Annotated in this window: 18 protein-coding genes and 4 pseudogenes; 11 read left to right on the forward strand and 11 right to left on the reverse strand. The window is 72.2% G+C overall.

The genetic code is table 11. The features are described from left to right. Nucleotides 1-10: 10 nt before the first annotated feature. Entirely contained in the window at nt 11-652 is a 642-nt protein-coding gene (locus AB0O82_RS34130) for a site-specific integrase (protein WP_363588237.1), read from the forward strand. Nucleotides 653-1,474: 822 nt separating this feature from the next. Here the strand turns inward: AB0O82_RS34130 and AB0O82_RS34135 are convergent. From AB0O82_RS34135 to AB0O82_RS34155, 5 genes are all read right to left on the reverse strand, one after another. Beyond that, nucleotides 1,475-2,260, reverse strand: coding sequence for a methyltransferase domain-containing protein (locus tag AB0O82_RS34135; protein ID WP_363588202.1), 786 nt, complete (start codon nt 2,258-2,260; stop codon nt 1,475-1,477). 85 nt (nt 2,261-2,345) lie between these two features. After that, entirely contained in the window at nt 2,346-3,728 is a 1,383-nt protein-coding gene (locus AB0O82_RS34140) for a cytochrome P450 (RefSeq protein ID WP_363588203.1), read from the reverse strand. Next, the gene (locus tag AB0O82_RS34145; RefSeq protein ID WP_363588205.1) at nt 3,725-4,729 is read right to left on the reverse strand and encodes a hypothetical protein; all 1,005 of its coding nucleotides are present in this window, start codon (nt 4,727-4,729) and stop codon (nt 3,725-3,727) included. Before AB0O82_RS34145 ends, AB0O82_RS34140 begins: the two co-directional genes overlap by 4 nt. A gap of 74 nt (nt 4,730-4,803) precedes the next feature. Further along, nucleotides 4,804-5,286, reverse strand: coding sequence for a DoxX family membrane protein (locus tag AB0O82_RS34150; protein WP_363588207.1), 483 nt, complete (start codon nt 5,284-5,286; stop codon nt 4,804-4,806). Nucleotides 5,287-5,321: 35 nt separating this feature from the next. Then, nucleotides 5,322-5,984, reverse strand: coding sequence for a hydrolase (locus tag AB0O82_RS34155; protein WP_363588209.1), 663 nt, complete (start codon nt 5,982-5,984; stop codon nt 5,322-5,324). Between the two features lie 394 nt (nt 5,985-6,378). On the opposite strand from AB0O82_RS34155, the gene AB0O82_RS34160 reads away from it, so the two are divergent. The 3 genes from AB0O82_RS34160 to AB0O82_RS34170 all read left to right on the forward strand — a co-directional run bounded on the left by AB0O82_RS34160 (nt 6,379) and on the right by AB0O82_RS34170 (nt 10,068). Next, nucleotides 6,379-8,277, forward strand: coding sequence for an amidohydrolase (locus AB0O82_RS34160; protein WP_363588211.1), 1,899 nt, complete (start codon nt 6,379-6,381; stop codon nt 8,275-8,277). 119 nt (nt 8,278-8,396) lie between these two features. Further along, complete coding sequence (locus tag AB0O82_RS34165) at nt 8,397-9,089, forward strand: YoaK family protein (protein ID WP_363588213.1); 693 nt, start codon at nt 8,397-8,399, stop codon at nt 9,087-9,089. A 58-nt stretch (nt 9,090-9,147) separates the two neighbouring features. Next, a complete protein-coding gene (locus AB0O82_RS34170) occupies nt 9,148-10,068 on the forward strand; it encodes a glyoxalase (protein ID WP_363588215.1) in 921 nt (306 codons plus the stop codon). A gap of 184 nt (nt 10,069-10,252) precedes the next feature. On the opposite strand, the pseudogene AB0O82_RS34175 reads toward AB0O82_RS34170, so the two are convergent. After that, nucleotides 10,253-10,699: pseudogene (locus tag AB0O82_RS34175) on the reverse strand (alpha/beta hydrolase fold domain-containing protein); the annotation flags it as partial. Between the two features lie 14 nt (nt 10,700-10,713). On the opposite strand from AB0O82_RS34175, the gene AB0O82_RS34180 reads away from it, so the two are divergent. Beyond that, entirely contained in the window at nt 10,714-11,724 is a 1,011-nt protein-coding gene (locus AB0O82_RS34180) for a ribosome-inactivating family protein (protein WP_363588217.1), read from the forward strand. A gap of 32 nt (nt 11,725-11,756) precedes the next feature. Here the strand turns inward: AB0O82_RS34180 and AB0O82_RS34185 are convergent, their stop codons facing one another. Continuing rightward, nucleotides 11,757-14,534: an AAA family ATPase gene (locus AB0O82_RS34185; protein ID WP_363588219.1), complete on the reverse strand. Its 2,778-nt coding sequence runs from the start codon at nt 14,532-14,534 to the stop codon at nt 11,757-11,759. 165 nt (nt 14,535-14,699) lie between these two features. Between AB0O82_RS34185 and AB0O82_RS34190 the strand changes: the two genes are divergently transcribed. The 4 genes and pseudogenes from AB0O82_RS34190 to AB0O82_RS34205 all read left to right on the forward strand — a co-directional run bounded on the left by AB0O82_RS34190 (nt 14,700) and on the right by AB0O82_RS34205 (nt 18,230). Further along, the gene (locus tag AB0O82_RS34190) at nt 14,700-15,680 is read left to right on the forward strand and encodes a helix-turn-helix domain-containing protein (protein WP_363588221.1); all 981 of its coding nucleotides are present in this window, start codon (nt 14,700-14,702) and stop codon (nt 15,678-15,680) included. 142 nt (nt 15,681-15,822) lie between these two features. Next, nucleotides 15,823-16,415: pseudogene (locus AB0O82_RS34195) on the forward strand (DNA starvation/stationary phase protection protein). Between the two features lie 143 nt (nt 16,416-16,558). After that, on the forward strand, nt 16,559-17,332 hold the full coding sequence (locus AB0O82_RS34200) for an FAD-dependent oxidoreductase (RefSeq protein WP_363588223.1): 774 nt from the start codon (nt 16,559-16,561) through the stop codon (nt 17,330-17,332). A 127-nt stretch (nt 17,333-17,459) separates the two neighbouring features. Next, nucleotides 17,460-18,230, forward strand: a complete 771-nt coding sequence (locus AB0O82_RS34205; RefSeq protein WP_363588225.1) for a pirin family protein — start codon at nt 17,460-17,462, stop codon at nt 18,228-18,230. 77 nt (nt 18,231-18,307) lie between these two features. Here AB0O82_RS34205 and AB0O82_RS34210 read toward each other — a convergent pair. The 4 genes and pseudogenes from AB0O82_RS34210 to AB0O82_RS34225 all read right to left on the reverse strand — a co-directional run. Beyond that, nucleotides 18,308-18,601 (reverse strand): annotated as a pseudogene (locus tag AB0O82_RS34210) (thiamine pyrophosphate-dependent enzyme); the annotation flags it as partial. A 32-nt stretch (nt 18,602-18,633) separates the two neighbouring features. Next, nucleotides 18,634-19,131, reverse strand: coding sequence for a (2Fe-2S)-binding protein (locus AB0O82_RS34215; RefSeq protein ID WP_363588227.1), 498 nt, complete (start codon nt 19,129-19,131; stop codon nt 18,634-18,636). Then, entirely contained in the window at nt 19,128-20,060 is a 933-nt protein-coding gene (locus AB0O82_RS34220) for an FAD binding domain-containing protein (RefSeq protein ID WP_363588229.1), read from the reverse strand. Before AB0O82_RS34220 ends, AB0O82_RS34215 begins: the two co-directional genes overlap by 4 nt. Beyond that, on the reverse strand, nt 20,057-22,333 hold the full coding sequence (locus tag AB0O82_RS34225; RefSeq protein WP_363588231.1) for a xanthine dehydrogenase family protein molybdopterin-binding subunit: 2,277 nt from the start codon (nt 22,331-22,333) through the stop codon (nt 20,057-20,059). Before AB0O82_RS34225 ends, AB0O82_RS34220 begins: the two co-directional genes overlap by 4 nt. A gap of 430 nt (nt 22,334-22,763) precedes the next feature. Here AB0O82_RS34225 and AB0O82_RS34230 point away from each other — a divergent pair. Both AB0O82_RS34230 and AB0O82_RS34235 read left to right on the forward strand, forming a co-directional pair. Then, a pseudogene (locus AB0O82_RS34230) lies at nt 22,764-23,000 on the forward strand (helix-turn-helix transcriptional regulator); the annotation flags it as partial. 74 nt (nt 23,001-23,074) lie between these two features. Next, the gene (locus AB0O82_RS34235) at nt 23,075-24,130 is read left to right on the forward strand and encodes a helix-turn-helix domain-containing protein (protein ID WP_363588233.1); all 1,056 of its coding nucleotides are present in this window, start codon (nt 23,075-23,077) and stop codon (nt 24,128-24,130) included. The last annotated feature ends 90 nt before the right edge of the window (nt 24,131-24,220 follow it).

Consider the following 24,220-nt stretch of genomic DNA (forward strand, 5'->3'; position numbering starts at 1 on the left):
CGCGGCGTTCCTGCGGCACAACACGGAGCACTACGCCGACCGGCTCACTGACCTGTTCGAGGTCATGCTCGGCACCGGCATGCGCCGCGGTGAGATCCTCGCCCTGCACTGGTCCGACGTCCACCTCATGGACCACAAGCTCTACGTCCGCTGGACCCTGACGGCCGTGAACAACGGGAAGATCCACCTCGGTGAGCCCAAGACCGAGGCAAGTCGCGCGTGGATCAGCCTTTCCCCCAGGGCCATGGCCGCCCTCCACCACCAGGCCGCCCTTCAGATGGCGGCCCACCCCGACGGCCGGCTCGACGGCCTGGTCTTCACCCGCCCCGACGGCGAGCCGCTGCGCCCCCAGCGGGTCCTCGGCCAGCTCCGCAAACGCACCGCAGAACTCGACCTGCCGAAGATCGGTCTGCACGACCTGCACCACACTACGACCAGCATCATGATCGCCGCCGGTATCCCGCTCGCCGTCGTCTCCAAGACCCTGCGCCACTCCAACCTCGCCATCACCGTCGATCTCTACGGCCACCTCCTCAAGGACTCCGCCGACGAAGCCGTCAAGGCACTCGCCTCCGCGCCCGACCGGGCGGACGCCGAGGTGGCCGGCCAGGCCGGTTGCTCTGCCGGTCGCCGCTTCGGCAAGGCAGCGTGAGCGGTCCGGCGTCAGGCCTTCATACCTAGCTGCTCATCGGCCGCTTCCGAGCCGCTGGTGTGAGTGCGGTCGGGTTCCTCTTCGTCGATGTCCGGCTGGAGGAGGTCGGGCAAGTCCTGTGCTGCCCAGTCCGGAAGGGTGACCGCTGCGGGGACCGGCAGCAGGGCATCACGCCGAAGGGACTCCTCCTCGAAGACGGCCTCGGTGAGCCAGGAGAACGTGTCGTCGTCCAGCAGATCGGGATGACAGGCGGCGGTGTCCGCGAGCCGCTCGGTGTCGGGGAAGGCGGTCGGGAGGCCGCCGTTGCCCGCGGCGCGAGCGACGGCGCGGCGGGCCGTGCTCTCATACCAGCCGGACCCCCACCATCCGCCGACGGACTCGGTACGGAAGCCGTGCAGAGTGAGCGGCCGCAGGACGGTTTCCGGTCCGAGGGTTTCGTCGGCCGTCTGCCAGTGGTCGATCTGGCGGTGGATGGAGGCGAGGATCGGTGCCCAGCCTTCATCGAAGATGTCGCTGACCGCGCGGCCGTCGGCGAGTCGGGGTCTGTACCGTCATCCGCGACAACGACGCCCTCGCCGAGATCCGCCGGCTCGGCATCGGCGTCGGCCGCCAGGAGTGCATGCCCCGCTGGGACTCCGCCGCCGCCCGGTCCTGGTGCCCGGCGCTTCGGCCTGGGAGCCGGGTCGGCTGCGGACGGTGCGCTACCAAGGCTCTGGTTGACGGTTGGCCACTGACGCTGACTCGATGCACCTGAACCTCGCCTGCCGCACTGCGGAAGCCCGATGACCGGTTGCAGACCCCGTTGCCCGCGCGCCCGAACGGTCAGCTGCCGCGCCGACCCCAGGCCGAGACCATGGAGAACGCCAGGTCCCACACACAGGGATTCCGGAAGTCCGCGTAGACGTCGGCCAGTTCCGCCTCGGTGACCAGACCGGTGTCCACCATCCTCCGGGACAGCGGCTTCATGCTGAGGTGCAGCATGCGCGCCATGTCGTCCTGGCCATGGAAAGGGAGGGTGCTGACATGGGCCCCGATGTCAGTGAGGCCGTGGTCCGCGAGCGGGGTCGGGAGGTGGCGTGTCCACGTGATGTCGGTGCCGGCGGTTTCGTACATGACACGCCACATGGCGGCCATGGCGTTGCGGTGGTGCGGGCGCGGGGAGGTCCCGGAGGTGGTGTCGGCGGTCTCCTCGACGACGAGCCACCCACCGGGGCGCAGCCAGGAGACGAGACGTTCGAGGAGTTCGTCTCGTCGGGGAACGTGGATGAGGACGAAGCGGGTGTGGACGAGATCGAAGACGGGGCCCGGGTCGAAGTCTTCGGAGAGGGCATCGCCGGTGGCGGTCGTCAGGCGGGGGTGGGCGGGCAGGAAGCGGTCGTCGCGGTCGAGGGCGGTGACCTGGGCACCCTGGTCGGCGAGCCACCCGGCGATCGACCCGCTGCCCGCGCCGACCTCCAGGCAGTTGCGTCCGGCGGGGGAGAGCAGGGAACCGATGACGTGCTCGGTGATGGGGTCGTAGACGGAGGTGAGGTGCCTCAGCCGGTCTCGTTCTTCCTCTGCCGAGAGGCTGAAGATCTGGTCGTAGGTGTGGTGGTCGCCGTGGTCCACGGGGTGCTTCCTTCCTTCCGCCGGTCAACTCACCATGCGGCGAGCTGACCGTAGTCGTTCCCGTTCGTCTCCGGTTGACGGAACGTCATGCTCCCCCTGGAGCCGCTGGGTGACTTGTCCGGCGGTGGATCCTGAGTTGCGGACCCCGGGGACGGAGGGTGGCCGAGGTGGCGGTCTCGTGGACGCGGCCGGGCGTGGCCAGGCCGATCCGCCAGCGGGCCAGGACGGCCGCGGCGATGATCAGCAGCTCGGTCCAGGCGAAGGTCTCACCGACGCACTTGTGCGGTCCTGCGGCGAAGGGCATGAAGAGCTTGCGCGAAGCGTGGTCCCCGCGCTGGCGCCATCGGCCGGGGTCGAACCGGTGGGGGTCGGGGTAGCGGAGCGGGTCACGGTGCAGCGCGGTAAGGCTGAAGAGGATCTCCGAGCCCGGGGCGAGCCGGGTGTCGGCGCACTGGAGGGGGGCCACCGCGCGGCGCATCAGGATCCAGTTGGGGGTGTGGAGCCGGAGGGTTTCGCTGAGCGCGTGCCCGGTGCGCTCAAGGCGCGGCAGGTCGCTCCAGCCGACGGTGCCGTCACTGGCGACGGCTCGTACCTCCTCGCTCAGTTCGTCCTGCAGATCGGGATGGCAGGCGAGCTCGTAGCACAGCCAACTGAGTGTGGTGGCAGCCGTCTCGGTGCCCGCCAGCAGCAGCGATACCACCTCGTCCCGAACCTGGAGAGGGGCCATCGGCCGACCCGTCTGTTCGTCCCTGGCGGCGAGCAGCAGTGACAGCAGCGTGCTGTCCGGGCTGTCACGCCGGTCGACCTGCGCGACGATGTCGTCCACCACCGCGCGCAGGTCCTCGACTGCCGCGTCGAAGCGCCGGTTGGCGGGAACGGGCAGCTTCTCCAGGAGCGGCGAGGGGTACAGGGCCCGCTGGATGAACCCCGTGAGGACCACCGGCACGGCCTGGTGGATCCGGGCTTTGTGGCCGGCGCCGAGGCGGGTGGCGAACAGCGCCTCCAGCAGAACGTCCAGGGTGAGTTCGTGCATCCGCTCGCTGATCGTCAGCGGTGACTCCGGCTCCCAGCGGGACACCGCCCGGGCTGCCTCGCGGGTCATCACGGCGGTGTACGTGCGGATGCTGTCGCGGTGGAAGGCCGGCTGGAGAAGGCGTCGCTGGCGGAGGTGGAAGGCGCCCTCGGAGATGAACAGCCCGTTCCCCAGCAGCCTGCGGGCCTTGTCGAAGACGAAGCCCTTCTCGGTCTTCGCGGCGTCCTGGACGAGTAGCCTGTGCACGAGTTCGGGCGCGGTGAGCACATGGACCGGCCGCCGCCACAGCTGGATCCGCACGACGGGGCCCAGGTCCGCCAGCGACTGCAGGAAGGGCACCGGGCGGGTCATCAGCGGAATCAGGTGCCCGATCCCGGGCAGCCGGCCCCCGGCGCAGGGCGCCTCGCCGCCGGCCGTACTGCGGTCACGGGTCATGGCCGGCTCGCTGCGGGTGACGGTGTGTCGAATCGCGAACTTCCACGGGACCAGTCGATGTGCCCCCTTAGCCACAGCCCGAGGCTGCGCGCGTACACCGCGGTCGGTGCGGTGGCGTCGGCGCTGACGGCTTCGCACGCCTCGATGAAGTGGTTCATCTCCCGGTCGCGCATGGCGAGGGCCCGGTCCCGGGCTGCGGACGGGGAGCAGCGGTGGTGACGGGCGAGGACCTCGACGAGGTTGTGGCGTCCCTGGCCGCCGGCGCGCTCCTTGGCATGGGAGTACAGGTCGTTGTCCCAGCTGACCAGGTTCGCGGTGATGTCCGCGAGCCTGCGCAGCGTCGGGCCGTCCGCCTGCGCGGGCGGGAGTTCGTAACCGCCCACGATGTCGATGAGTGCCAGGCAGGTGTACGTCGCCCCCGCGTGGCGGCGCATGGCCACGTACTCGGCGAGCCCGGGGACGGCCGACGCCTCCCGGTTCGCGGCCTCCCAGACCTGCGCGGACAGGTAGTCGCAGACCGTGCGCTCCCACCGGACGAGCTGCGGGGGCGAAGCGTGCACGCGGATCCGGTCCCGGATCTCCCGCAGGGCCACCGCGTAGGCACGTGCGGTTCCCGTGAGCTCGGTCAGGGGCAGGTCGGCGTCGAGTACCCGCGCCAGCAGGGCGGTTGTCCGGGCCAGTGGGCCCGGTGGCCCGCCGCGCTCAGGGTCCTCGCCGTACCCGTCGTCGAAGGCGAAGAGCCAGACGTACCAGTCCGCCAGCAGCCGCAGCATCTCCGCGCCCGCCTCGGGATTGGTCCGAGCGGCGAGGGCACCGCTTCGCTGACGCCGTAGCCGTTCCGCACGCTCGGGCAGCCCGTCGAGCAACCGGTGCTGTGCCATCCAGGCGAAGCTCTCCCGGTCGGCCTGCTCGGCATGCCGGTTCAGCAGGGAGGGGAAGGGGCACCACAACTCGTCGGACCTCCCGTCGGTCGCTGTGTCGTGGGGATTGCTCACGGGCATGCCGGCCTCACCGTTCGGTCGAAGGGAGCGTGAACGCTGTGTCGGCACGGGTCGCTCCGTGCCGGCAGCGTGGTTCAGCGCCGGTGCAGGAGGAGGCGGGTGGCGAGGCCGCCGCCCACGCCGGCCAGTACGGCCACCGGCAGCCACCAGGCGGGCCAGGGCAGCAGTCCGAGCGGTGCGTCGAGTGACCAGCGGCCGGGTCCGGTGGCGGACAGCGCCGCGCCGATCGTGACCAGCACCAGCGGGTACTCGAACCCGTCGTTCTGCACCCACAGCCCGTGCGGCCGCTTGACGGTCAGCGCCACCGTCATCACACCCATCGTTCCCGCGGCGGCCAGCGGCGTGAGCAGACCCGCCGCAAGGAGCAGTCCGGCCCCGATCTGGGTGCCTCCCGCGGTGAGCGCGGTGAACACGCCGCCGCGGAAGCCGTCGCCGCGGAACTCCTCGGTGCCGCCGGCCAGCCCCCGGCCGCCGAGGTGGAAGCTGACCTTCTGGATCCCGTGCCCCGCGACCAGCAGGCCGGCGACCAGCCGGAGCAGCAGGAGACCTGCGTTCACTGGTGAACTCTCTTTCTGTGGTACCTGGTTTCCGGTCAGCCGGCCGCGTGCTCGTTGATCATGCTCTGCGCGTAGACCACACCCAGGCCGTAGGCGCCGGCGTGCTCCTTGACCACGTCCATGACCGGCAGGTAGGTCTCGGTGCGAGCCCAGTCGCGCTGCAGCTCCAGCAGCACCTGGACCCACGTCACCGGCACCGCGCCGGCCGCCGTCATCCGCTGGATGGCGTGCTCATGGGCCAGCGGGCTGACGCCGCCGGAAGCGTCCGTGACCACGTAGACCTCGTAGCCCTGGTCCAGCGCCGACAGGGCGGGCAGCACCAGGCAGACCTCGGTCCACAGGCCGGAAAGGATGATCTTGCTGCGCCCGGTCGCCTTGACCGCCTCGACCAGGGCCGCGTCCTCCCAGGCGTTCATCGAGGTGCGGTCGACCACCCCGTGCTTCGGGAAGACCGCCTTCAGCTGGGGCAGGATCGGGCCGGAGAAGGAATCGGCGGCCACCGTGGACAGCACCACCGGGACGTCGAAGACCCGGGCGGCCTTGGCCAGGCCGACGGTGGCGTTGATGATCGCCGTGCGGTCGCCGCTGCCCGTGCCGAAGAACATCTGCGGCTGGTGGTCGACGAAGAGCATCATCGAGTTGTCCGGCGTCAGTAGATCGGAGCTGGGGGCGGCGTGCACGGAGTCGAAGTCGACCATGGCGGTTCTCTCTTTCGGCTGATGGGATGTCACGGGGGCGTCGGCGCGGACATCAGCGGGGACGTCGGCGCAGACCTCGGCGGGGACGTCGCAAGGCATCGAAGGCTCGGAAACACGAGCGGTGCCGCAGGCTCTCCGGCACAGCAAGGACGCTATCCGGCGGCGCCCGGACATCTCTTCTCCCCCCGCGCCCAGGACTGTTCCCACACTGCACGGAGCTCCCGTGCGCCGTCGGTCCCGGCGCTGCCCGCGGGGGTCGCTGCCCGCACAGGACAGAGCCGGTGCGTGCAGAGCAAAGTCGCAGCTCGATGCCGCCCTAGGTTGACTCGTGCCAGAGCTCAACGGGCCGTGCCGCTCGCGCTGTCCGGCCCGAACGACAAGGACGGTCACCATCATGTCGAGCATGCCTGTCGCCGGGATCCGCGCCGGTCACCCCGGCGAAGCCGGCCGAGCCGCCGACCTGGTCGTGCGCAACGCCAAGGTGTACACCGGCGACCCGTCGCACCCGCGGGCGAGCGCGGTCGCGATCCGCGACGGTCTGATCATCGCCGTCGGCGACGACGCGGACGTCATCCCGCAGATCGGCCCGCGGACCCGGGTCGTCGACGCGCTCGGACGACGTGCCGTCCCGGGCCTCAACGACTCGCACCTGCACGTCGTCCGGGGCGGTCTCAACTACGTGCTGGAGCTGCGCTGGGACGGCGTACCGACACTGCGCCAGGCGCTGGCCATGCTCCGCACCCAGGCCGAACGCACCCCGCCCGGCCAGTGGGTCCGGGTGGTCGGCGGCTGGTCCGCGGACCAGTTCGCCGAGCGCCGGCTGCCCACGGTGGCCGAGCTGAACGCCGCGGCGCCCGACACCCCCGTCTTCGTCCTGCACCTGTACCAGTCGGCGCTGATGAACCGGGCGGCGCTGCGGGCCGCGGGGTTCGACCGCGACACCCCGGACCCGGTGGGCGGCCAGATCGTGCGCGGCCACGACGGACAGCCGACCGGCCTGCTGCTGGCCGCCCCCGGCGCCCTGCTGCTGTACTCCACGCTCGCCAAGGCGCCGACGCTGGACGAGGCCGAGAAGGCCGCCTCCACCCGGCACTTCCTGCGCGAGCTCAACCGCTTCGGGCTGACCTCGGCCATCGACGCGGCCGGCGGCTTCCAGAGCTTCCCGGAGAACTACGGCACCGTCATGCAGCTCGCGCAGAACGGCGAGCTGACGCTGCGGATCGCCTACCACCTCTTCCCGCAGACCGCCGGACAGGAGCTGGACGACCTGGCGCGCTGGGTGGCCACCGTCCGACCGGGTGACGGGGACGAGTGGCTGCGGCTGAACGGTGCCGGGGAGAATCTCACCTGGGCGGCTGCGGACTTCGAGAACTTCACCGAGCCGCGCCCCGAACTCGGCCCGTACGAGGCCGGGTTCGAGCAGGCCGTCCGGCTGCTGATGGAGCACGGCTGGGGTTTTCGGCTGCACGCCAGCTACGACGAGACGATCCGCCGCGACCTGGCGGTCTTCGAGAGGCTCGCCGCCGAGGGCCTCTTCCCGGGCGGGAACCGGTGGCTCTTCGACCACGCCGAGACGGTCTCCTCCGCGAGTCTGGACCGGATCGCCGCGCTCGGCGGGGCCGTCTCGGTGCAGAACCGGCTGTCCTTCCAGGGTGAGGCGTTCGTGCGCCGCTACGGCGCCGCCGCGGCTGCCGAGGCGCCGCCGGTGCGGGCGATGCTGGAACGCGGGCTGACGGTCGGCGCGGGCACGGACGCCACCCGGGTCTCCTCCTACAACCCGTGGGTGGCGCTGCAATGGCTGGTCTCCGGGCGCGCCGTCGGCGGACGTACGCTCCGCCCGGCGGCCAACCGGCTCAGCCGCGAGGAGGCGCTGGAGCTCTACACCCTGGGCGGCGCCCGGCTCACCGGCGAGCAGGAGGTCAAGGGCCGACTGCGGGTGGGCTGTTACGCCGACTTCGCGGTGCTCAGTGCCGACTACCTGACGGTGGACGAGGCCGACATCCCCCACATCGAGTCCGTCCTCACCGTGGTCGGCGGCCGCATCGTGCACAGTGTCCAGGAGCACGAGGGTCTCGCCCCCGAGCTGCCGGCCGTGGTCCCGCTGTGGAGCCCCGTGGCGCGCTTCGGCGGCTACCAGGCCACCCCCGCGCCCAGCCTCACCGGCGTCCGGCAGGCCGCGCAGGTGGCCGAGGCAGCCGCCGCCTCCGACGAGCAGCGCGAGTGGCGGCAGGCGCGCGGACTTCTCGTCCCCGGCCCGGGCGGGCCGGCCCTCGACGACCCCTGCTTCCTCTGACCCACATCCCGCATCCCGTTATCCCGCATTCCGCCTCCCGTATTCCGTATCCGCCGTGCGCCGCCGGGCCCCGCACCCCCGGTGGCGCACCGCGCTGGACAGCCCTGAAGGACGCCCAGATGACGACCACCCAGTCCGACAGCACCGTGGCCGCCGCGCAGGTCCGGGACCGCCACCCGCTGGCCCTGGCCCTGTTCGCGCTGACTGCGGTCAGCGGCCTGATCGACGCGGTGAGCTACCTGGGGCTCGGCCACGTGTTCACCGCGAACATGACCGGGAACGTCGTCGTGGTCGCCTTCGCCATGGTGGGCACGCCCGGCTTCTCGATCGCGGGCTCGCTCACCTCGCTCGCCGCCTTCCTGCTGGGCTCGGTCCTGGCCGGCCGGCTGGCGCTGCGACAGCGCGACGGCCGCCGGGAGCGCTGGCTGCGCACCGCGCTGCTGGCCGAGACCGCGCTGCAAGCCGCGGCGACCGCCATCACGTTCACCGCGAGCGGGCGGGCGCAGCAGGAGGCACTGATCGCGCTGCTGGCCGTGGCCATGGGCCTGCGCAACGGCACGGTCCGCAAGTTGGGCGTGCCGGACCTGACCACGACGGTGCTCACCCTCACCCTGACCGGCCTCGCCGCGGACTCCTCGCTGGCCGGCGGCGCCAACCCCCGCCTGGGCCGGCGCCTCTACGCGGTCCTGGCGATGCTCGCGGGCGCCGCTCCCGGAGCCGCGCTCGTCATCCACGGACACCTCGGCTGGGCGTTGCTGGCCGGCACGGTCCTGGTCGCCGCGATCGCGGTCGGCTACCGCGAGCGCGACTGAGGCGTCCGCCCCGCCGCCACCCCCTCGGCCAACTCTGTCTCCCGGAAGGACACTTCACATGCCCATGCGCCTCTCCCTGCGCCTGCTGGCGGCGGTCACCGCCACCACCGCGCTGGCCTTCGTCACCGCACCGTCGGCCCCCGCGGCGCCCACCGCCGGACGCCCCGGCCTCGCCGTCGGCCCCCAGTACGACACGACGCACGTGTACGTGACGCCCGGCGCGATGGACTCCTTCGTCAGCAGCTGGGAGGCGACCTTCGGCGGCACCAACACGCCGCAGGTCCTCGCCGACGTCACACCGACCCCGAGCCTGACCAAGTCCGAGCTCGTCCTCTCCCCCGTCGGCACGCTCTCCGTCTTCGACTACCAGACGCCCGTCCCCTACCCGTTCGGCGCCGAGCGCACCGGCTGGCTCGTCACGGACCTGGACCGCGGCGTGCGCAAGGCCGAGGCGGACGGGGCGAACACGGTCGTCGCGCCGTTCGCCGACCCGATCGGCCGCGACGCGATCGTCCAGTTCCCCGGCGGCATCTACGCGCAGCTGTACTGGCACACCAAGGCACCCTCGTACCCGGCGCTCGCGTCCGTACCGGAGAACCGGCTCTACCTGCCGAGCGGCGCGATCCGATCCTTCCTGCACTCGTACCTGGGCTTCACCGGCGGCACGGTGGTCTCCGACGACAACCACGCACCGGGCGCCGAACTCGGCCTGCCCGGCACCTCCTACCGGCGGATCCGGATCAGCTCACCGTTCGGCGACACCTCCGTCGCGGTCACCGACGGGCATCTGCCCTACCCCTTCGGACGCGAGAGCACCGGCTACGCCGTGAGCGACCTCGCCGCGACCCTCGCCAAGGCCCGGGCCGCCGGCGCGACTGTGCTGTGGGGGCCGTACGCCTCCCCCCGGCGCGACAGCGCGATGGTGCAGTTCCCCGGCGGCTACATCGCCGAGATCCATGACGGCGGCTCGCGGTCGTAACCGGCCGGGACACTCGGCTGGATCGCCGCCGGATCGGTCACGGCAGCGGCGCACGACACACGGCACACGGCGACGTGCACCACTGCGGCCCGGAGCGCCTGCTCAGCCGGGCGCGCGAACAAGGACCCGGCACCGCCGGTGCACAGCACGGTGGCACCGGGTCCTCGACGGTGCGGAGCGGACGTCAGACGGCGTGCAGCGCCGCACGCAGGGTCTGGGTCGCCAGGGTGATGGCGGCCTGGGCCGCGTGCGTCTCGCGCAGGGCGTTGAGCATCACGAAGTCGTGGATGATGCCCTGGTAGCGCACGGCGGTGACCGGGACGCCGGCCGCCCGGAGCTTGTTCGCGTATGCCTCGCCCTCGTCGCGCAGCACGTCGGCCTCGCCGGTGATCACCAGCGCGGCGGGCAGACCGGTCAGCTGCTCGGTGGTGGCGCGCAGCGGGGAGGCGGTGATCTCGGCGCGCTGGGCAGGGTCGGTCGTGTACTGGTCCCAGAACCACTCCATGCCGTCGCGGCGCAGGAAGTAGCCGGTCGCGAACTGGTGGTACGAGTTGGTGTCGAAGGCGGCGTCGGTCACCGGGTAGAAGAGCACCTGGTGCCGGAGCGGCACGTCGCCGCGGTCCTTGGCCATATTTCCGTCTCCTCATGGTGCGGGGTGGTCCGCCCGGCGGGTGCCGGCCGCGGCGTCGCCCGGCGGGTGTCGGCCGCGGCGTCGCCCGGCCGGCGCCCGAGTCCCGAGGCGTGGCCGCTACCGTAGAACCGCCCGGCCAGGCCGCGTTGTCCGACGGCGCCCGACCTCTGGTCTCTGCGCGCAGTCCCCAGCCGACCCGGGTGCCACTGCCGGCCGGCCCGTCAGGCAGGCAGGCAGGCAGGCAGTTGGGCAGTTGGGCACGCAATCAGGCAGCGCTTGTACGCCCTGGGGCAAGGCCGGGACACAGCTCGTCAACTCGTCCGATCTACTGTCAACCATGGCTGCGAACAGCGCAGTTGACGTTGACAAAGCACGACGAGGGCGTCGTCAGGGTCTCGCTGACGGCCGACGACGACGGCGGCACCGGCCGGGGGGTGGACCTCTGGATCAATCCCGACAATCTCTACGTGGTGGGGTTCTCCCCCCAGGCCGCCCCGGGCGTCTCGTACGTCTTCAACGACATCTTCGCCAGTGCCCCGATTCCGGGAGTCCGCAGGCTCCCGTTCGGCGGCAACTACGTCTCCCTCGCCCGCACCGCCCAGCGGGACCGGTCCACCACGCCGGTCTCCTTCGACAGCGTGCGGCGAGCCGTCGTCGACCTGGCCAACCAGCGCTCCGCCGATCAGGATCCGCGCACGACCGCCCGCGCGCTGATGCTGCTCCTCCAGTTCACCTCCGAGGCCGTCCGGTTCAACGACGTCGAGGGCGTCTTCCGTAATGTCCTGAACGACAGGGGAAGCTCGGGCAGCGGCATTCCCTCCTGGGTGCAGCAGCTGGAGAACAACTGGGACGCACTGTCCAACTTCTACTGGAACGAGATGGGGGTCGGCCCCAATCCGCGCCCCGCGCCCCTGCGCATCGGTGGCACCACCGTCAACAACGCCCATGACGTCCTGCGCTACGCGCGCACCCTGCTGCCGCCGGTCGTGGGTACCTCGTTCAAGCCCGGCCACGACGAGCTGTAGCGGCCGGCCGGCGTCGCCACGCGGACCGGCGGTCAGCCCGCACGCTGCGCGTCCCCCAGCGCGTCGTGCAGTTGGGTCCGGGTGGTGATGCCGAGCTTGGGAAATATCTTGTGCAGGTGGAAGCCGACGGTGCGCGGGGAGAGCAGGAGCTTGGCGCCGATCTCCCGGTTGGTCAGACCGGCGGCGGCCGCGCGGGCGATCTCCAGCTGTTGCGGAGTCAGGTCGGCCGTGCGGCCGGCGGTCTCCGTACGGGTGGTCGGCACACCGGCGGCCCGCAGCTCCGAGGCGGCCCGCTCGGTCCAGGGACGGGCGTCGAGCCGTTCGAAGACGCCGAGGGCGGCGCTCAGCTCGGTGCGCGCCTCGGTGACCCGGCGGTGGCGACGCAGCCACTCCCCGAACTCCAGCCGCACCAGCGCCCGTTCGAAGGGCCACAGGTCACCGGCCGGGTCCGCGAGGGCGGCGCGGAAGTGCTGCTCCGCCTGGTCCAGCCCGCTCAGCAGCGCGCAGGCCCGGTTCACCACCACCTCCAGGCGCGCGGAGCGCAGCCAGCCGAGCGAGCGCACGGCAACCTCCAGCACGGCCCGCGCGTCGTCCTCGTGACCGGCGCGGACAGCCGCGGCGGCGAGGTCGCCGAGGTAGTAGTACGACGCGTGGTAGTGCACCGGGGCGGGGTGGAAGTCGCGGGAGAAGACGGCTCGCAGCTGCCGGTACGCCGCGAGGTGGTCACCCTCGGCGAGGGCTGCCAGGGCGAGCGCGTGGCAGGACCGTACGAACAGGCTGGGCGAGCAGGACAGGTCCACCCCGGCGACGGCCGTCCCGATGAGCTCGCGCGCCCCGCTCGCGTCGCCGTGCAGCGCGAGCAGGGTGCCCTGGAGGATGGGCGATCCCACCGCGGCGTTGTCCGAGCCGACCTCGACGGCCACCCGGTACGCCTCCTGCGCGGTGGACCGCGCCGCGGACCAGGCGCCGCTGTCGAAGAGTGCGAGCGCGAGCGCCTGCGCGACGACCGCGTTGCCGCCGGCCGTCGGAGCCCGGTGCAGATGGTCCATCGCCTGGCCGAGCAGCCGAACGGCCAGCTGCGTCTCGTCGAGAATCCAGGCGGCGGCGCCGAGTTCGGCCAGATGCGCGAGTGAGTCCTCGGGCGCCTCGGCCACGCAGCGGCGGAGCTCGGGCAGCGCCCACTCGCGGTCCGTGAAGGGTTCGGTGCCGGCCCGCAGCCAGATCCGGTCCACCTCGTCCGGCTGTTCCGGCACCAGCTCGGCGATCCGGCGCAGCTCCGCGCGGTAGAAGAGGGAGCCCGCGTTGTACGCCGGGGTGGCTGCCGTGCCCAACGCGCCCAGGGCGAGCTGGGGTGCCCGCTCGACCATGGACTGCGCGACGGGCACCAGAAATCCCAGCGATTCCTCGTGCCGGGTGGTCACCGCCAGGGACCAGCCGGCGCGCATGGACGCCTCGGCGAGCAGTTCCGGGTCCTCCGCGATCGCACAGACCCTGACCGCCAGCTCGCCCACCCACTGGGGGCAGCCGCCGAGCATCGCCATGGTGGCGGCTTCGAGCAGCCGCCTCGCCCGCAGGTTCGCGTCCGGGGTCAGTGCGGCCGCACGTTCGAGGGTGGCCGCGGCGGCGGCGTATCCGCCGCGTCGGCGTGCCCGCTCCGCGCCGGCGGCCAGTGCCCCGGCCACCTCCTCGTCCGGTCCGAGCGTGGCTGCGGCAAGGTGCCACGCGTGCCGGTCGGGGTCGTCCACCAGTGCCTCGGCCAGCGCCTGGTGGGCGGCGCGCCGCTCCTCGAAGGAGGCCGCCTGATAGACGGCGGAGCGCACCAGCGGATGGCGCAGCCGGGCCTGCCCGGACTCCAGTCGCACCAGACCCGCCCGTTCGGCGGGTAGCCACACCTGCGGGTCCCCCGCGTCCGGGGTGGCCCGCAGCACCTCGGAGAACTGCGCGGGGCCGGCCGCGGCGGCCAGCAGCAGCACCTGCCGGGTCCGCTGCGGGAGGCCGGCGAGATCCGCCGCGAAGATGCGTTCCAGCCGGGCGGTGAGCGGAAGCGATTCGGCGGCGTCCGCCCCCTTCGCTCCGCCGGGCTCCCGGGCGACGGCTCGGGCCAGCTCGGTCAGCGCCAGCGGGTTGCCGCTAGCCTGCTCGAAGATCCGCAGCCGGGCCCGGCCGCGCGGCGGCTGCGGCTGGCGGTCGAGAAGCAGGCCCGCGGCCGCGCGGTCCAGCGGTGTGACGGCCAGGACGGCGAACTCCCGGTCGAATTGCCCGGGAAGGCCTTCCTCCCGCGCGGCCAGCAGGACGCCTATCGCCTCGCCGTCCAGCCGACGGGCGAGGAAGGCGAGCACCTCCACGCTGCCCTGGTCCAGCCACTGGGCGTCGTCGACGAGCAGGAGCAGTCGCCGGCCGGTGGCCGCGTCGGACAGCAGACTCAGGACCGCGTAACGGATCAGCAGCGGATCGGGCTGCCGGTCGCCGGCAGCCGCCTGCTGACCGAAGGCGACCAGCAGCGCTTCCCGCTGCGGAGCGGACAACCGGTCGGCCTCCCCCAGCAGCGGCCGCAGCAGCTGGTGCAACCCGGCGAATCCGAAACCTTCCTCACCCTCACCGGCGCGAGCCCGCAGCACCTGGAAGCCGCGGCCCGCCGCCCGGGCCGCGGCCCAGTCGACCAGCGTGCTCTTGCCCGCGCCGGGTTCGGCGGTCAGCACGAGCACCTGGGCGCGGACGCCGGCACGGCTGTCCACCGCGTCGAGCACCCCCGCGATCCGCGCCAGCTCACGCTCCCTGCCGACGATCTCCGAGCCGCCGAAGCTCTCCATGCCCACCCCTGCTGTTGGTCCTTGCCCGCGGCTGCTCCATGCGTTCCACCGCCGAGACCGGTCATCTGGCAGAAGCGCCGCCCTGTGCGACGCCTGCAAGATAGTGCCAGGTCAGCGGTGGTGACTCCATGCCCAACGCCCACGGCTGACGACGAGGGGAGCCCTGTGCCAACCACCGTATCCACCGAATCCCTGTCCCCCGGCGAGCGTGCCGAGTTCTGGCACGAGGCCGTCGCGCGGGCGTTCATTCCGCTGGAGCTCCGGCTCCTCGAACGGGAGCCCTCCCCCGGGACCCTCAGCAGTGACCGGCTGGGAGTCGTGCAGATCTCCGGAGTGGCAGCCGGACCGCAGGTGGTCACCCGCAGCCGCCGAACGATCGAGGCCGGCGGCGAGGGCTGGGTCGCGTTCACGATTCAACACCAGGGCCACGCGAGGATCTCCCAGGACGGCCGGGAAATCATCTGCGGCCCGGGCGGGTTGGCGCTCTGCGACTCCAGTCGCCCGTTCGCCAAGGAGTTCCCGGGCGCCTTCGGGTTCACCGCGTTCCGGCTGCCTCGGCACGTCCTGCACGTGTCCGACCGAGACCTCGGGGCGGCCACCGCCGCGCCGTTCGCATCCGCGTCCGGATCCGTCGGGCTGGTCACCACGTACCTGCGGAAGCTGGCCTCCGAGGCGGCGAAGCTCGACCCCTGCGCAGGGATCCGGCTCGCCGACACGGCCGTCGATCTGCTGGCCCTGCTCATCCAGGAGCACAGCGGCCATCTGGACCCGACGGCACCGGAGATGGCGCCGGCCATGCTCGCGCGGATCAAGGACTACATGATGTGCCGTCTCGGCGACCCGTCACTCTCGCCCGAGCGGATCGCCACCGCACACCACGTCTCGGTCCGCTACCTCCACAAGCTCTTCCAGGGCGAGGAGACCACGGTGACCCGCTGGATCCAACGCCGCCGGCTCGACATGTGCGCACACGACCTGTCCCGGCGCGCCTTCGCCACACCGACCGTCTCAGCCGTGGCCCGGCGCTGGGGATTCGTCAGCCCGACCCATTTCAGCCGCGTCTTCCGCGCCGCCTACGGCGTCACGCCCCGCGAATGGCGCGCCCGGGCAGGGGGCGACGATCACCCGCTCACCCCGGCTCGGTGACGGCGTGCGCCCGAGCCGGGCGCGCAGGGGCAATGATCGGTGCGCTTCGGAACAATCCCGCACTTCGCGCGCCCATAGCTTTGCCCGAGTCACTGGACCGCGACCGGGGGGTCACCGGACCGCGACGGCCGAGGGAGTTCCCATGAGCAGTTCCGACCACCCCACCATCGGCGGCAGCAGCCAGCCACTGCTGCACCAGAAGGGCCAGGAGATCCAGGAGTTCGGAACCGTCACCCAGGTTCCGCTCGGCCTCTCCCACGATGCGCGCCTGTACGCCTGTACGCCTGCCAGCGGCTCAACCGGGTACTCGCGGACACCCGGATCCTCTACACGCTCCACAAGAAGCACCACTGGCTGATGCGGGGGGCGACCTTCTACCAGTTGCACCTGCTGCTGGACAAGCACGCGGACGAGCAACTGGCGCTGGTGGACGTGCTCGCCGAGCGGGTCCAGTCCCTCGGCGGAGTGGCGGTCGGCGACCCGCGGCACGTCGCGGAGATCACCTCGATCCCGCGTCCGCCGGACGGCGTCGAGGAGGTGCCGGCGATGCTGTCGCGGCTGCTGGCGGCGCACGAGGCGATCCTCGTCGACGCCCGTGATGCCGCTGGCCGGGTCGCGGCGCTCGGCGACGACGGCACCAACGACCTGCTGGTCTCCCAGGTCGCGCGGACCGGCGAGGCGCAGGTGTGGTTCCTGGCCGAGCACCTGGTGGACACCCCACTGGTGCGGCTGTGACCCACCCGCTCCACCCGCACCCCGCCTCGCAGCGCTGACAGGAGTCACCATGGCGTCGTCCGCGACGGTGGAACTGTCCCGCCGGCAGTTCGCCATGGTGCGCGGCGAGGGGGCTGCTGCCCGCCTGGGGGCCGTTCGCCGCGGTGCGGGTCGCCGACGGGCTGCGCGGCGAGGGCGTCGGGATACGCACCGGGGCCGAGGTCGAGCGCCTGACCCGGGACGGCTCGACCGGCGTGGTCACGCCGTACCTGGCCGACGGCTCCACGGTGGAGTCCGAGGAGTTCCTGGTGGCCACCGGCCGCAGTCCGCGTACCGCCGGGCTCGGCCTGGAGACGGTCGGCCTGGCGCCCGACGGCCGGCTGCTCGTGGACGGCAGCTGCCGGGTCACGGAGGTCGCCGCCGGCTGGCTCTACGCGGCCGGCGACATCAACCAACGCTCGCCGCTCACCCACATGGGCAAGTACCAGGCCCGGGCCTGCGCGGCGGCGATCGCGGCACGCGCCGCCGGACGCCACGCGAACCCCACCCCCTGGGCCGCCTGGGCGGCCACCGCCGACCACCACGCCGTACCGCAGGTGGTCTTCACCAGGCCGGAGGCCGCCGCCGTCGGCCTGACCGAGGAGCAGGCCCGCCGGGCCGGGCTCCCGGTCCGGGCGGTGGAGTACCCGATCGGCGACGTCGCCGGAGCCTCGCTGCTCGCCGACGGCTACCGCGGGCACGCCAAGCTGGTCGCGGACGAGCAGCGATCCGTCGTGGTCGGCTGCACCCTGGTCGGCCCCGGTGTCGGCGAACTGATCCACGCGGCGACCGTCGCCATCGTCGGCGAGGTCCCGCTGGAGCGTCTGTGGCACGCCGTCCCGGCGTTCCCCGCCATGAGTGAGATCTGGCTGCGCCTGCTGGAGCAGTACGGGCCCTGACACCGCCCCCGCGAGGCGCCCCCGGACGGAATAGTTGAACAATGAACTATGTTCTCTTGTGCAGGGTGCCACAAAGGCGCCACCGGGCCCTCGCGAGAGCTCCCGGACCGCCCGAAAGGAGAACACGGTGAACACCACCGCGAACCACCCCCGCGTCGACGTCCGCCGCGCCGGCGAGCGCCTCGCCACGAAGATCGACTGGCTGGACTCCAAGCACTCCTTCTCCTTCGGCGGACACTACGACGCCGCCAACACCCACCACGGGCTGCTGCTCGTCAACAACGACGACACCGTCCGCCCGGGAAGCGGCTTCGAGACCCACCCGCACCGCGACATGGAGATCGTCACCTGGGTCCTACAGGGCTCGCTGGTCCACCAGGACTCCACCGGCCACTCCGGCGTGATCTACCCCGGACTCGCCCAGCGCGTGAGCGCCGGCACCGGCATCCTGCACTCGGAGAAGAACGACTCCTGGCGCCTCAGCGGCGCCGACGCCCACACCGATCCCGTCCACTTCGTGCAGATGTGGGTCGTCCCCGACGAGGGTGGCATCACACCCGGCTATGAGCAGCTCGAAATCGACGACGCGCTGCTGTCCGGCGGCCTGATCCCGGTCGCCTCCGGGATGGACAAGCACGACGGCGCCGCCGCCATCCGCATCAGGAACCGCTACGCGGCGCTGCACGTGGCCCGGCTGCAACCCGGCCAGAGCGCCGAACTGCCCGACGCCCCCTTCGTGCACCTCTTCGTCCCGCGCGGCAATGTCGCCCTGGAAGGCATCGGCCCACTGGCCGCCGGCGACGCCGTACGCTTCACCGCGATCGGCGGGCAGAGGGTCACCGCGGTCGAACCCGCGGAGATCCTGGCCTGGGAGATGCACGCCACCATCGCCAACTGACCCGCCAAGACAGCGCACAGGTAAGGCGGCGGGCGGCAGACCCCATCCGCCGTCCGCCGCCCTTGCATGACGCTGCATCAAATTCCGGGAATGTTGCGCAGGTTGGCGCGGGCCGGCTGCACCATGCGTCCGACGCCGCCGTTCACGACGGTGCGGCCGGCGGACAGGGCGAACCCGATGAGCTGCTCGGAGGTGATCCTGGGCGGGATGGAGAGCGCGTTGGGGTCGGTGACGACGTCGACGAGGGCCGGGCCCGGGTGCCGGAGGGCCTCGCGCACCTCCGCCGGCTGCTCCACCCGGATGCCCCGCGCGCCCGCGGCCCTGGCGATCGCCGCGTGGTCGGTGTGCGAGCAGGTCGCGTGGCAGCCAGTGCGCGTGGCCGTCGATGATCCCCGCGGGGATGTCACCGGTTACCGGCGTCCCGCTCTCCTCCGGTCTGCTCGCGCGCGGCCCGCAGGATCGCGCGGCGGATGGGTTCGTAGCCGGTGCACCGGCAGATGTTGGAACCGACCAGGCCGTCGACGCGCTCCGGGGAGTCGCCGATGGCGGGATCGGCCTCCAGCGCCCCGGCGGCCACCATCAGGAATCCCGGGGTGCAGAAGCCGCACTGCAGGGCGTGTTCGGCGGAGAACGCACGCTGGAGCGGGTGGGGCTCACCCTCGGGCCCGGCGAGCCCTTCCACGGTGCGCACCGAACTGCCGTCGCACTGCACCGCGAACATCAGGCACGACCGGACGGCCTCGCCGTCCACCAGCACCGTGCACGCCCCGCAGATCCCGTGCTCGCAGCCCAGGTGAGTGCCGGTGAGCCGGCAGTCCTCCCGCAGCACGTCGGCGAGGATGCGGCGCGGCTCCACGTCGAGCGGATACGCCTCCCCGTTCACCGTAAGAGTGATCTTCACGTGTGGTCTCCCTTGGGCTGGGCGAGGCGCGACCGCTGGTCGTTCGCCGCCTGGCACAGTGTCCTGCCGACCAGGACCGCGATGGCGTGCCGCTTGTACTCGACATCGGCGAACGGCTCGGGCAGGGGTGCGGCGTCCTGGGTCGCCGCGATCCGGCCCGCGTGGGTGAACGGATGGCCGTCGGGCAGCCGGTAGCCGTCCACGGGCGCGCCGACCTCGGTGCCGATCAGCGACTGCTCGGCTGCGTGGGCCCGCAGCGGCCGGTCGGCGCAGTTGACCAGGCCGATCCGCGCCTCGCTGATCACCCCGTCGCACACGGTCAGCGCGGCGGCGACGGCCACCTGGGCGAAGCAGAAGTGCGTGCGCCGGTGCTCGACGAAGCCGACCCCTGTGTCGTCGCCGAGCAGCGGGAACCGCACAGCGGTGATGAGCTCCTGCGGTCGGCGCGCGGTCCGGTGCGGACCGTGGAACCAGTCGCGGGCCGCGACCGTGCGTCTGCCCTCCAGACCGCACACCTCGATGTCGGCACCCAGGGCGGTGCCGATGGCGCACCACTCCGAGGCGGGGTGCGCCCAGGCGAAGCTGCCCACCATCGTGCCGCGGGAGCGGATCGGCGGATGCGCGATGTTCACCGCGGCATGCGCGAACAGCGCGCCGAGCGGGCCCGGCACGGCCTGCGCCGACTCGAAGGCGCCGTGGCGGACCAGGGCGCCCACCCGCAGCGTGTCGCCGTCCACGCTCAACCGGTCGAGCCCGGCGATGCGGTTGATGTCGACCACCAGCTCGGGGCGGATGCGCTGCAGGTGCATGTCGAGAATCAGGCTCTGCCCGCCGGCGAGCACCTGGGCCTTCCGCCCGAGGTCACCGAGTGCCTCCACGGCTTCGGGTACCGTGCGCGGCACGACGTAGTCGAAAGCGGCGGGCTTCACCGGACCTCCTCCTCGTGTTTCGGGGCGCGGGCCGCTCGCCAGACCACGTCCGGGGTGAGCGGCATCTGCAACAGGTCCGGGTCGGCGATCCGCAGCGCGTCGGCCACCGCGTTGACGATCGCGGCCGGAGTACCGATGCACCCCGACTCGCCCGCGCCCTTCGCGCCCAGCGGCGTCGCCGGGCTCGGGGTGCAGGTGTCCTTGACCTCGATCGGCGGGACCTCGGTGAACGTCGGCAGCAGATAGTCCAGCAGACCCGAGGCCAGCACCGGCACGCCGTCGTCGTCGTAGGTCATTCCCTCGTACAGCGCCTGGCCGATGCCCTGGACGGCCGACCCGAAGGCCTGCCCGCGCACGATCGTGGGATCGAGCACCACTCCGCAGTCGTCCACGGTCACCACCCGCAGCAGCCGGACGGTGCCCAGCTCCGGATCGACCTCGGCCACCACCGCGTGGGAGCCGAACGGAAAGGCCATCCCCGACTCGAACCGGTCGTCCACCCGCAACGGCCCGGTGACCTTCACCAGGTCCGCCACGCCGATGGCCGCCGGGCCGTCCTTAGCGGCATGCACGATGCCGTTGGACCACTCCACCTCGTCAACCGGCAGATCCCACAACCGCGCTGCCCGCTCCCTGGCCTTCTCGATCAGCGACCGCGAGACATGCTGAAGCAACGCGCCCACCACCTGCGCGGAACGGCTGGCGAACGAGCCCAGGCCCTCGGGCTGCTCGTCGGTGTCCCCCTCGACCAACCGGACCCGCTCCTCGGCCACCCCCAGCGTCCCGGCGACCAGCGCGGCGAAGACCGTCTCGTGTCCCTGACCGCTGGGCGCCGCACCGCACCGAGCGGTGACCGTGCCGTCCTCGCCGACCTCGACACTGCCGAACTCGTGCAGCCCGCCCGCCTCGCCACCGGAACGCTCCACGTAACAGGACAGGCCGATGCCCAGCGGCAGGGCGCCCGGATCCGTGCGGCGCCGGGCCTGCTCGGCCCGCCACTCGTCGTACCCCAGGGTTCCCAGCGCCAGGTCCAGCGCGGCGGCGTAGTTCCCGCTGTCATAGCACCGCCCGGTGGGCGTCAGGTACGGGAAGCTCCCGGGCGGGACGAAGTTGCGCCGCCGCAGCTCCGCCGGATCCAGACCCAGCCGACGCGCCATCACGTCCATCGCCCGCTCCAGCGCGATCGTCGCCTCCGGCCGGCCGGCACCGCGGTAGGGATACGTCAGCATCGTGTTCGTCAGCACCGAGCGAACACTCGCATGCACCTGGGGAGTGGTGTACGGGCCCGTCGCCAGCCAGGCGGTCTGCATCGGCAGCCCCACCCCGAGGTGCGGATAGGCGCCCACGTCGGCCTCGATCTCCAACTCGTAGCCGAGCAACCGCCCATCGGCGTCAGCCGCGAGCCGCACCCGCTGGTCCTGCCCCCGGCCCCGGGTCGCGACCAGCATGGACTCCAGCCGGTCCTCGATCCACCGCACGGGCCGACCCAGCCTCACCGCCAGGAAGGCGACCACGACGAACTCCGGGAACGCCGCGCTCTTCGACCCGAACGCCCCACCGGTATCCGGCACCACCACCCGCACCCGGTCCACCGACCACCCCAGCAACGCCGCCAGTTCACGACGCAGCCGATGCGGCATCTGGTGCCCCGACCACACCGTCAGCCGGTCCCCCTCGGGCACGGCGAGGATCGTGCGGCACTCCATCGGCGTGGGCATCAGCAGTTGCTGGCGGTACCGGCCCTCCACCACGGCCGCCGCCTCCCGCCACACCGACTCCTCGACCGGCTTCCCGGCCTCGCCTCGGAACGCGATGTTGCTCAGCCCGTCGAAGAGCCGCACCGAATCGTCCGCCGCGGCGGACGGCGTCACCATCGCGGGCAGCGGATCGACCCGGCAGGAGACCTCCGCCGCCCCGTCCTCGGCCCGGTAACGGTCCTCCCCCAGGACCACCGCGACCGCCTCGCCCGCGTACCGCACCCGGTCCTTCACCAGCGCCGGCCACTCCCGACCGGCCACCGACTCCTCGTGGGACAGCCCGGCCAGCACCGTGTACGGCACCGCGGGCAACTCCGACAGCTCCGCGGCAGACCAGGCCCCCACCACACCGGGCACCGCACGGGCGGCGGCACAGTCCACCTCGCGCAAAGTGCCGTGGCCCACCCTGCTTCTGACGAAGACCGCGTCCAGACAACCCGGCACCGCGATATCGGCGACGTAGCGGCCTTGGCCGGTGAGCAGCCGCCCGTCCTCGCGCCTGGTCCATCGCTCCACGAATACACACCTCTGCGCCTCGTCATTGTTGCGGGGAGTGACCGTTCACGAGCGTAGGCGTCGCCCGTGACAGGCAACCCGCGACATCCCGGCCCGTGCGCCCTGGGACAGGCTCTGTGCACTGCGCGGCAGGCGGCTGCTTCCTCGTCAGGGCGCCGCCAGGGCTCTGTGGTCCGACTACGGCCCGGCTTCCGTCCAGTTGTTGCAGCCCGTCAGTCGGTCGGCTCGGTGGCCTGTCAGTCGGCGCGGTGGCAGCGGATTCTGCGGGGAGATGCCCTTCAGGGCGCCCGCTGCTCGGCTTCGCCGTCCTGCGGGCGGTCGGCGTCGAAGCGGAGACGGAGTTCGCCTTCGGCGCCCTGCACCAGGCCACCTGGCCGCTGCTGCAGCCTCGGCCACCTCGGTCACCTCAGCCACCCCGGCCGCCCCGGCAGCGGAGCTGACCGGCCAGGAGCTGCGCGTCGCCCGGCTCGCCGCGACCGACCTGAGCAACAAGGAGATCGGCCACGCGCTCCGCCTGTCGCCCCGGACCGTCGCGGCGCACCTCTACAAGATCATTCCCAAGCTCGGCATCACCTCTCGGGCCGCTTCCTGTTCTGCCCGTGCACTGCGCCTGTGCCGAGAGCGCACGATCGCCCCCGCCCCGCGAACCGGCAGTCAAATGACTTAGCGCCGCCGCCGACCCGCGGACCAGGCTGACTGCGCAGGGCGTCGGCCGAGAGGGGCAGTCAGGTGAATGTGACGGTGACCACCGCCTCCATCCAGGAGGACAAGAAGGCGGAGTTCTGGGGAGAGGCGGTGTCGCGGACACTGGTGCCGGTGGAGGTGGTGCCGCTGGCCGACCGGCCGTTCGAGGGCCGCCTGGTGTCGCACCGGCTGGGATACCTGCGGGTGTCCACGATGGAGGCGGACGCGACGCGGGTGTCGCGCACGGCCGGCCTGATCGCCCGGTCCCCGCAGGCGGAGCCGCAGGTGGGGGTGGGTGTACAGGCGTCCGGCCGCGCCGTGTTGCGGCAGGACGGGCGTCGGGCGGAGGTGGCGGAGGGCGGCCTCGTGCTGTACGACACCGCGCGGCCGTACTCCTTCGACTACCCGGAGCGCTTCCGCTCCCACGTCTTCCAGGTGCCGCGCAGGCTGCTTGGGCTACCGGAGTGCGACATCCGGCAGGCGGCGGGGACGGCCATCACCTCCACCGAGGGGTTCGGGGCCGTCCTGCTCCCCTTCCTGGACACACTGGCGGCCTCCGCGCACTCCTACCCCGCCTCCGTGGGCGACCGGTTGGCCGGCAGTGTCGCCGATCTGCTCATCATGCTCGTCGGCCAGCTCACCGAACCGGCGGCCACCGACTCCCGCACCTGGAGCGGCCATCTCGTCCAGCGGGTGCGGGAGCACATCAACCGCCACCTGGGCGATCCGGAGCTGTCGCCGGAGAGCATCGCCCAGGCGCACCACATCTCGGTGCGCTACCTGCACCGGGTCTTCGAAGGCGAAGGGGTCACGGTGGGCCGGCTCGTCCAGCGGTGCCGACTGGAGGCGTGCGCCCGGGAGTTGGCCCGGCGCGGCGGTACCGTGCCGACGGTCTCGGCGGTCGCCCAGCGGTGGGGGTTCGTCAACCCGGCACACTTCAGCCGGGCCTTCCGCGCCGCCTACGGGGTGTCCCCGCGCGAGTGGCGCGCGTCCCGTACCTCCGGAGCGACCGACAGCGCGCCGAGCCGTGTGGTGCCTGCGGAACAACAACAGTACGCGGTGGAGCAAGTCTCGATGCCTCCTCGGCAACACGGCCGACCGATCGGTGACTAGTGTGATGCGCCACAAATCATGGGGGTAGTAATTACCGTGATGCCTGGACGACTGGGTTGATCTTGGCGAGGTAGTCGGCGAGGGACTTGA

This window comes from Kitasatospora sp. NPDC088264 (genome assembly GCF_040685715.1).
GTDB lineage: Bacteria > Actinomycetota > Actinomycetes > Streptomycetales > Streptomycetaceae > Kitasatospora.

Excerpts from the sequence above, each read along its gene's own strand:
- AB0O82_RS34160 (WP_363588211.1), top strand. The coding sequence starts at position 6,379 with ATGTCGAGCATGCCTGTCGCCGGGATCCGCGCCGGTCACCCCGGCGAA.
- AB0O82_RS34140 (WP_363588203.1), bottom strand. The coding sequence starts at position 3,728 with ATGACCCGTGACCGCAGTACGGCCGGCGGCGAGGCGCCCTGCGCCGGG.
- AB0O82_RS34155 (WP_363588209.1), bottom strand. The coding sequence starts at position 5,984 with ATGGTCGACTTCGACTCCGTGCACGCCGCCCCCAGCTCCGATCTACTG.
- AB0O82_RS34170 (WP_363588215.1), top strand. The coding sequence starts at position 9,148 with ATGCCCATGCGCCTCTCCCTGCGCCTGCTGGCGGCGGTCACCGCCACC.
- AB0O82_RS34145 (WP_363588205.1), bottom strand. The coding sequence starts at position 4,729 with ATGCCCGTGAGCAATCCCCACGACACAGCGACCGACGGGAGGTCCGAC.
- AB0O82_RS34185 (WP_363588219.1), bottom strand. The coding sequence starts at position 14,534 with ATGGAGAGCTTCGGCGGCTCGGAGATCGTCGGCAGGGAGCGTGAGCTG.
- AB0O82_RS34165 (WP_363588213.1), top strand. The coding sequence starts at position 8,397 with ATGACGACCACCCAGTCCGACAGCACCGTGGCCGCCGCGCAGGTCCGG.
- AB0O82_RS34180 (WP_363588217.1), top strand. The coding sequence starts at position 10,714 with ATGGTGCGGGGTGGTCCGCCCGGCGGGTGCCGGCCGCGGCGTCGCCCG.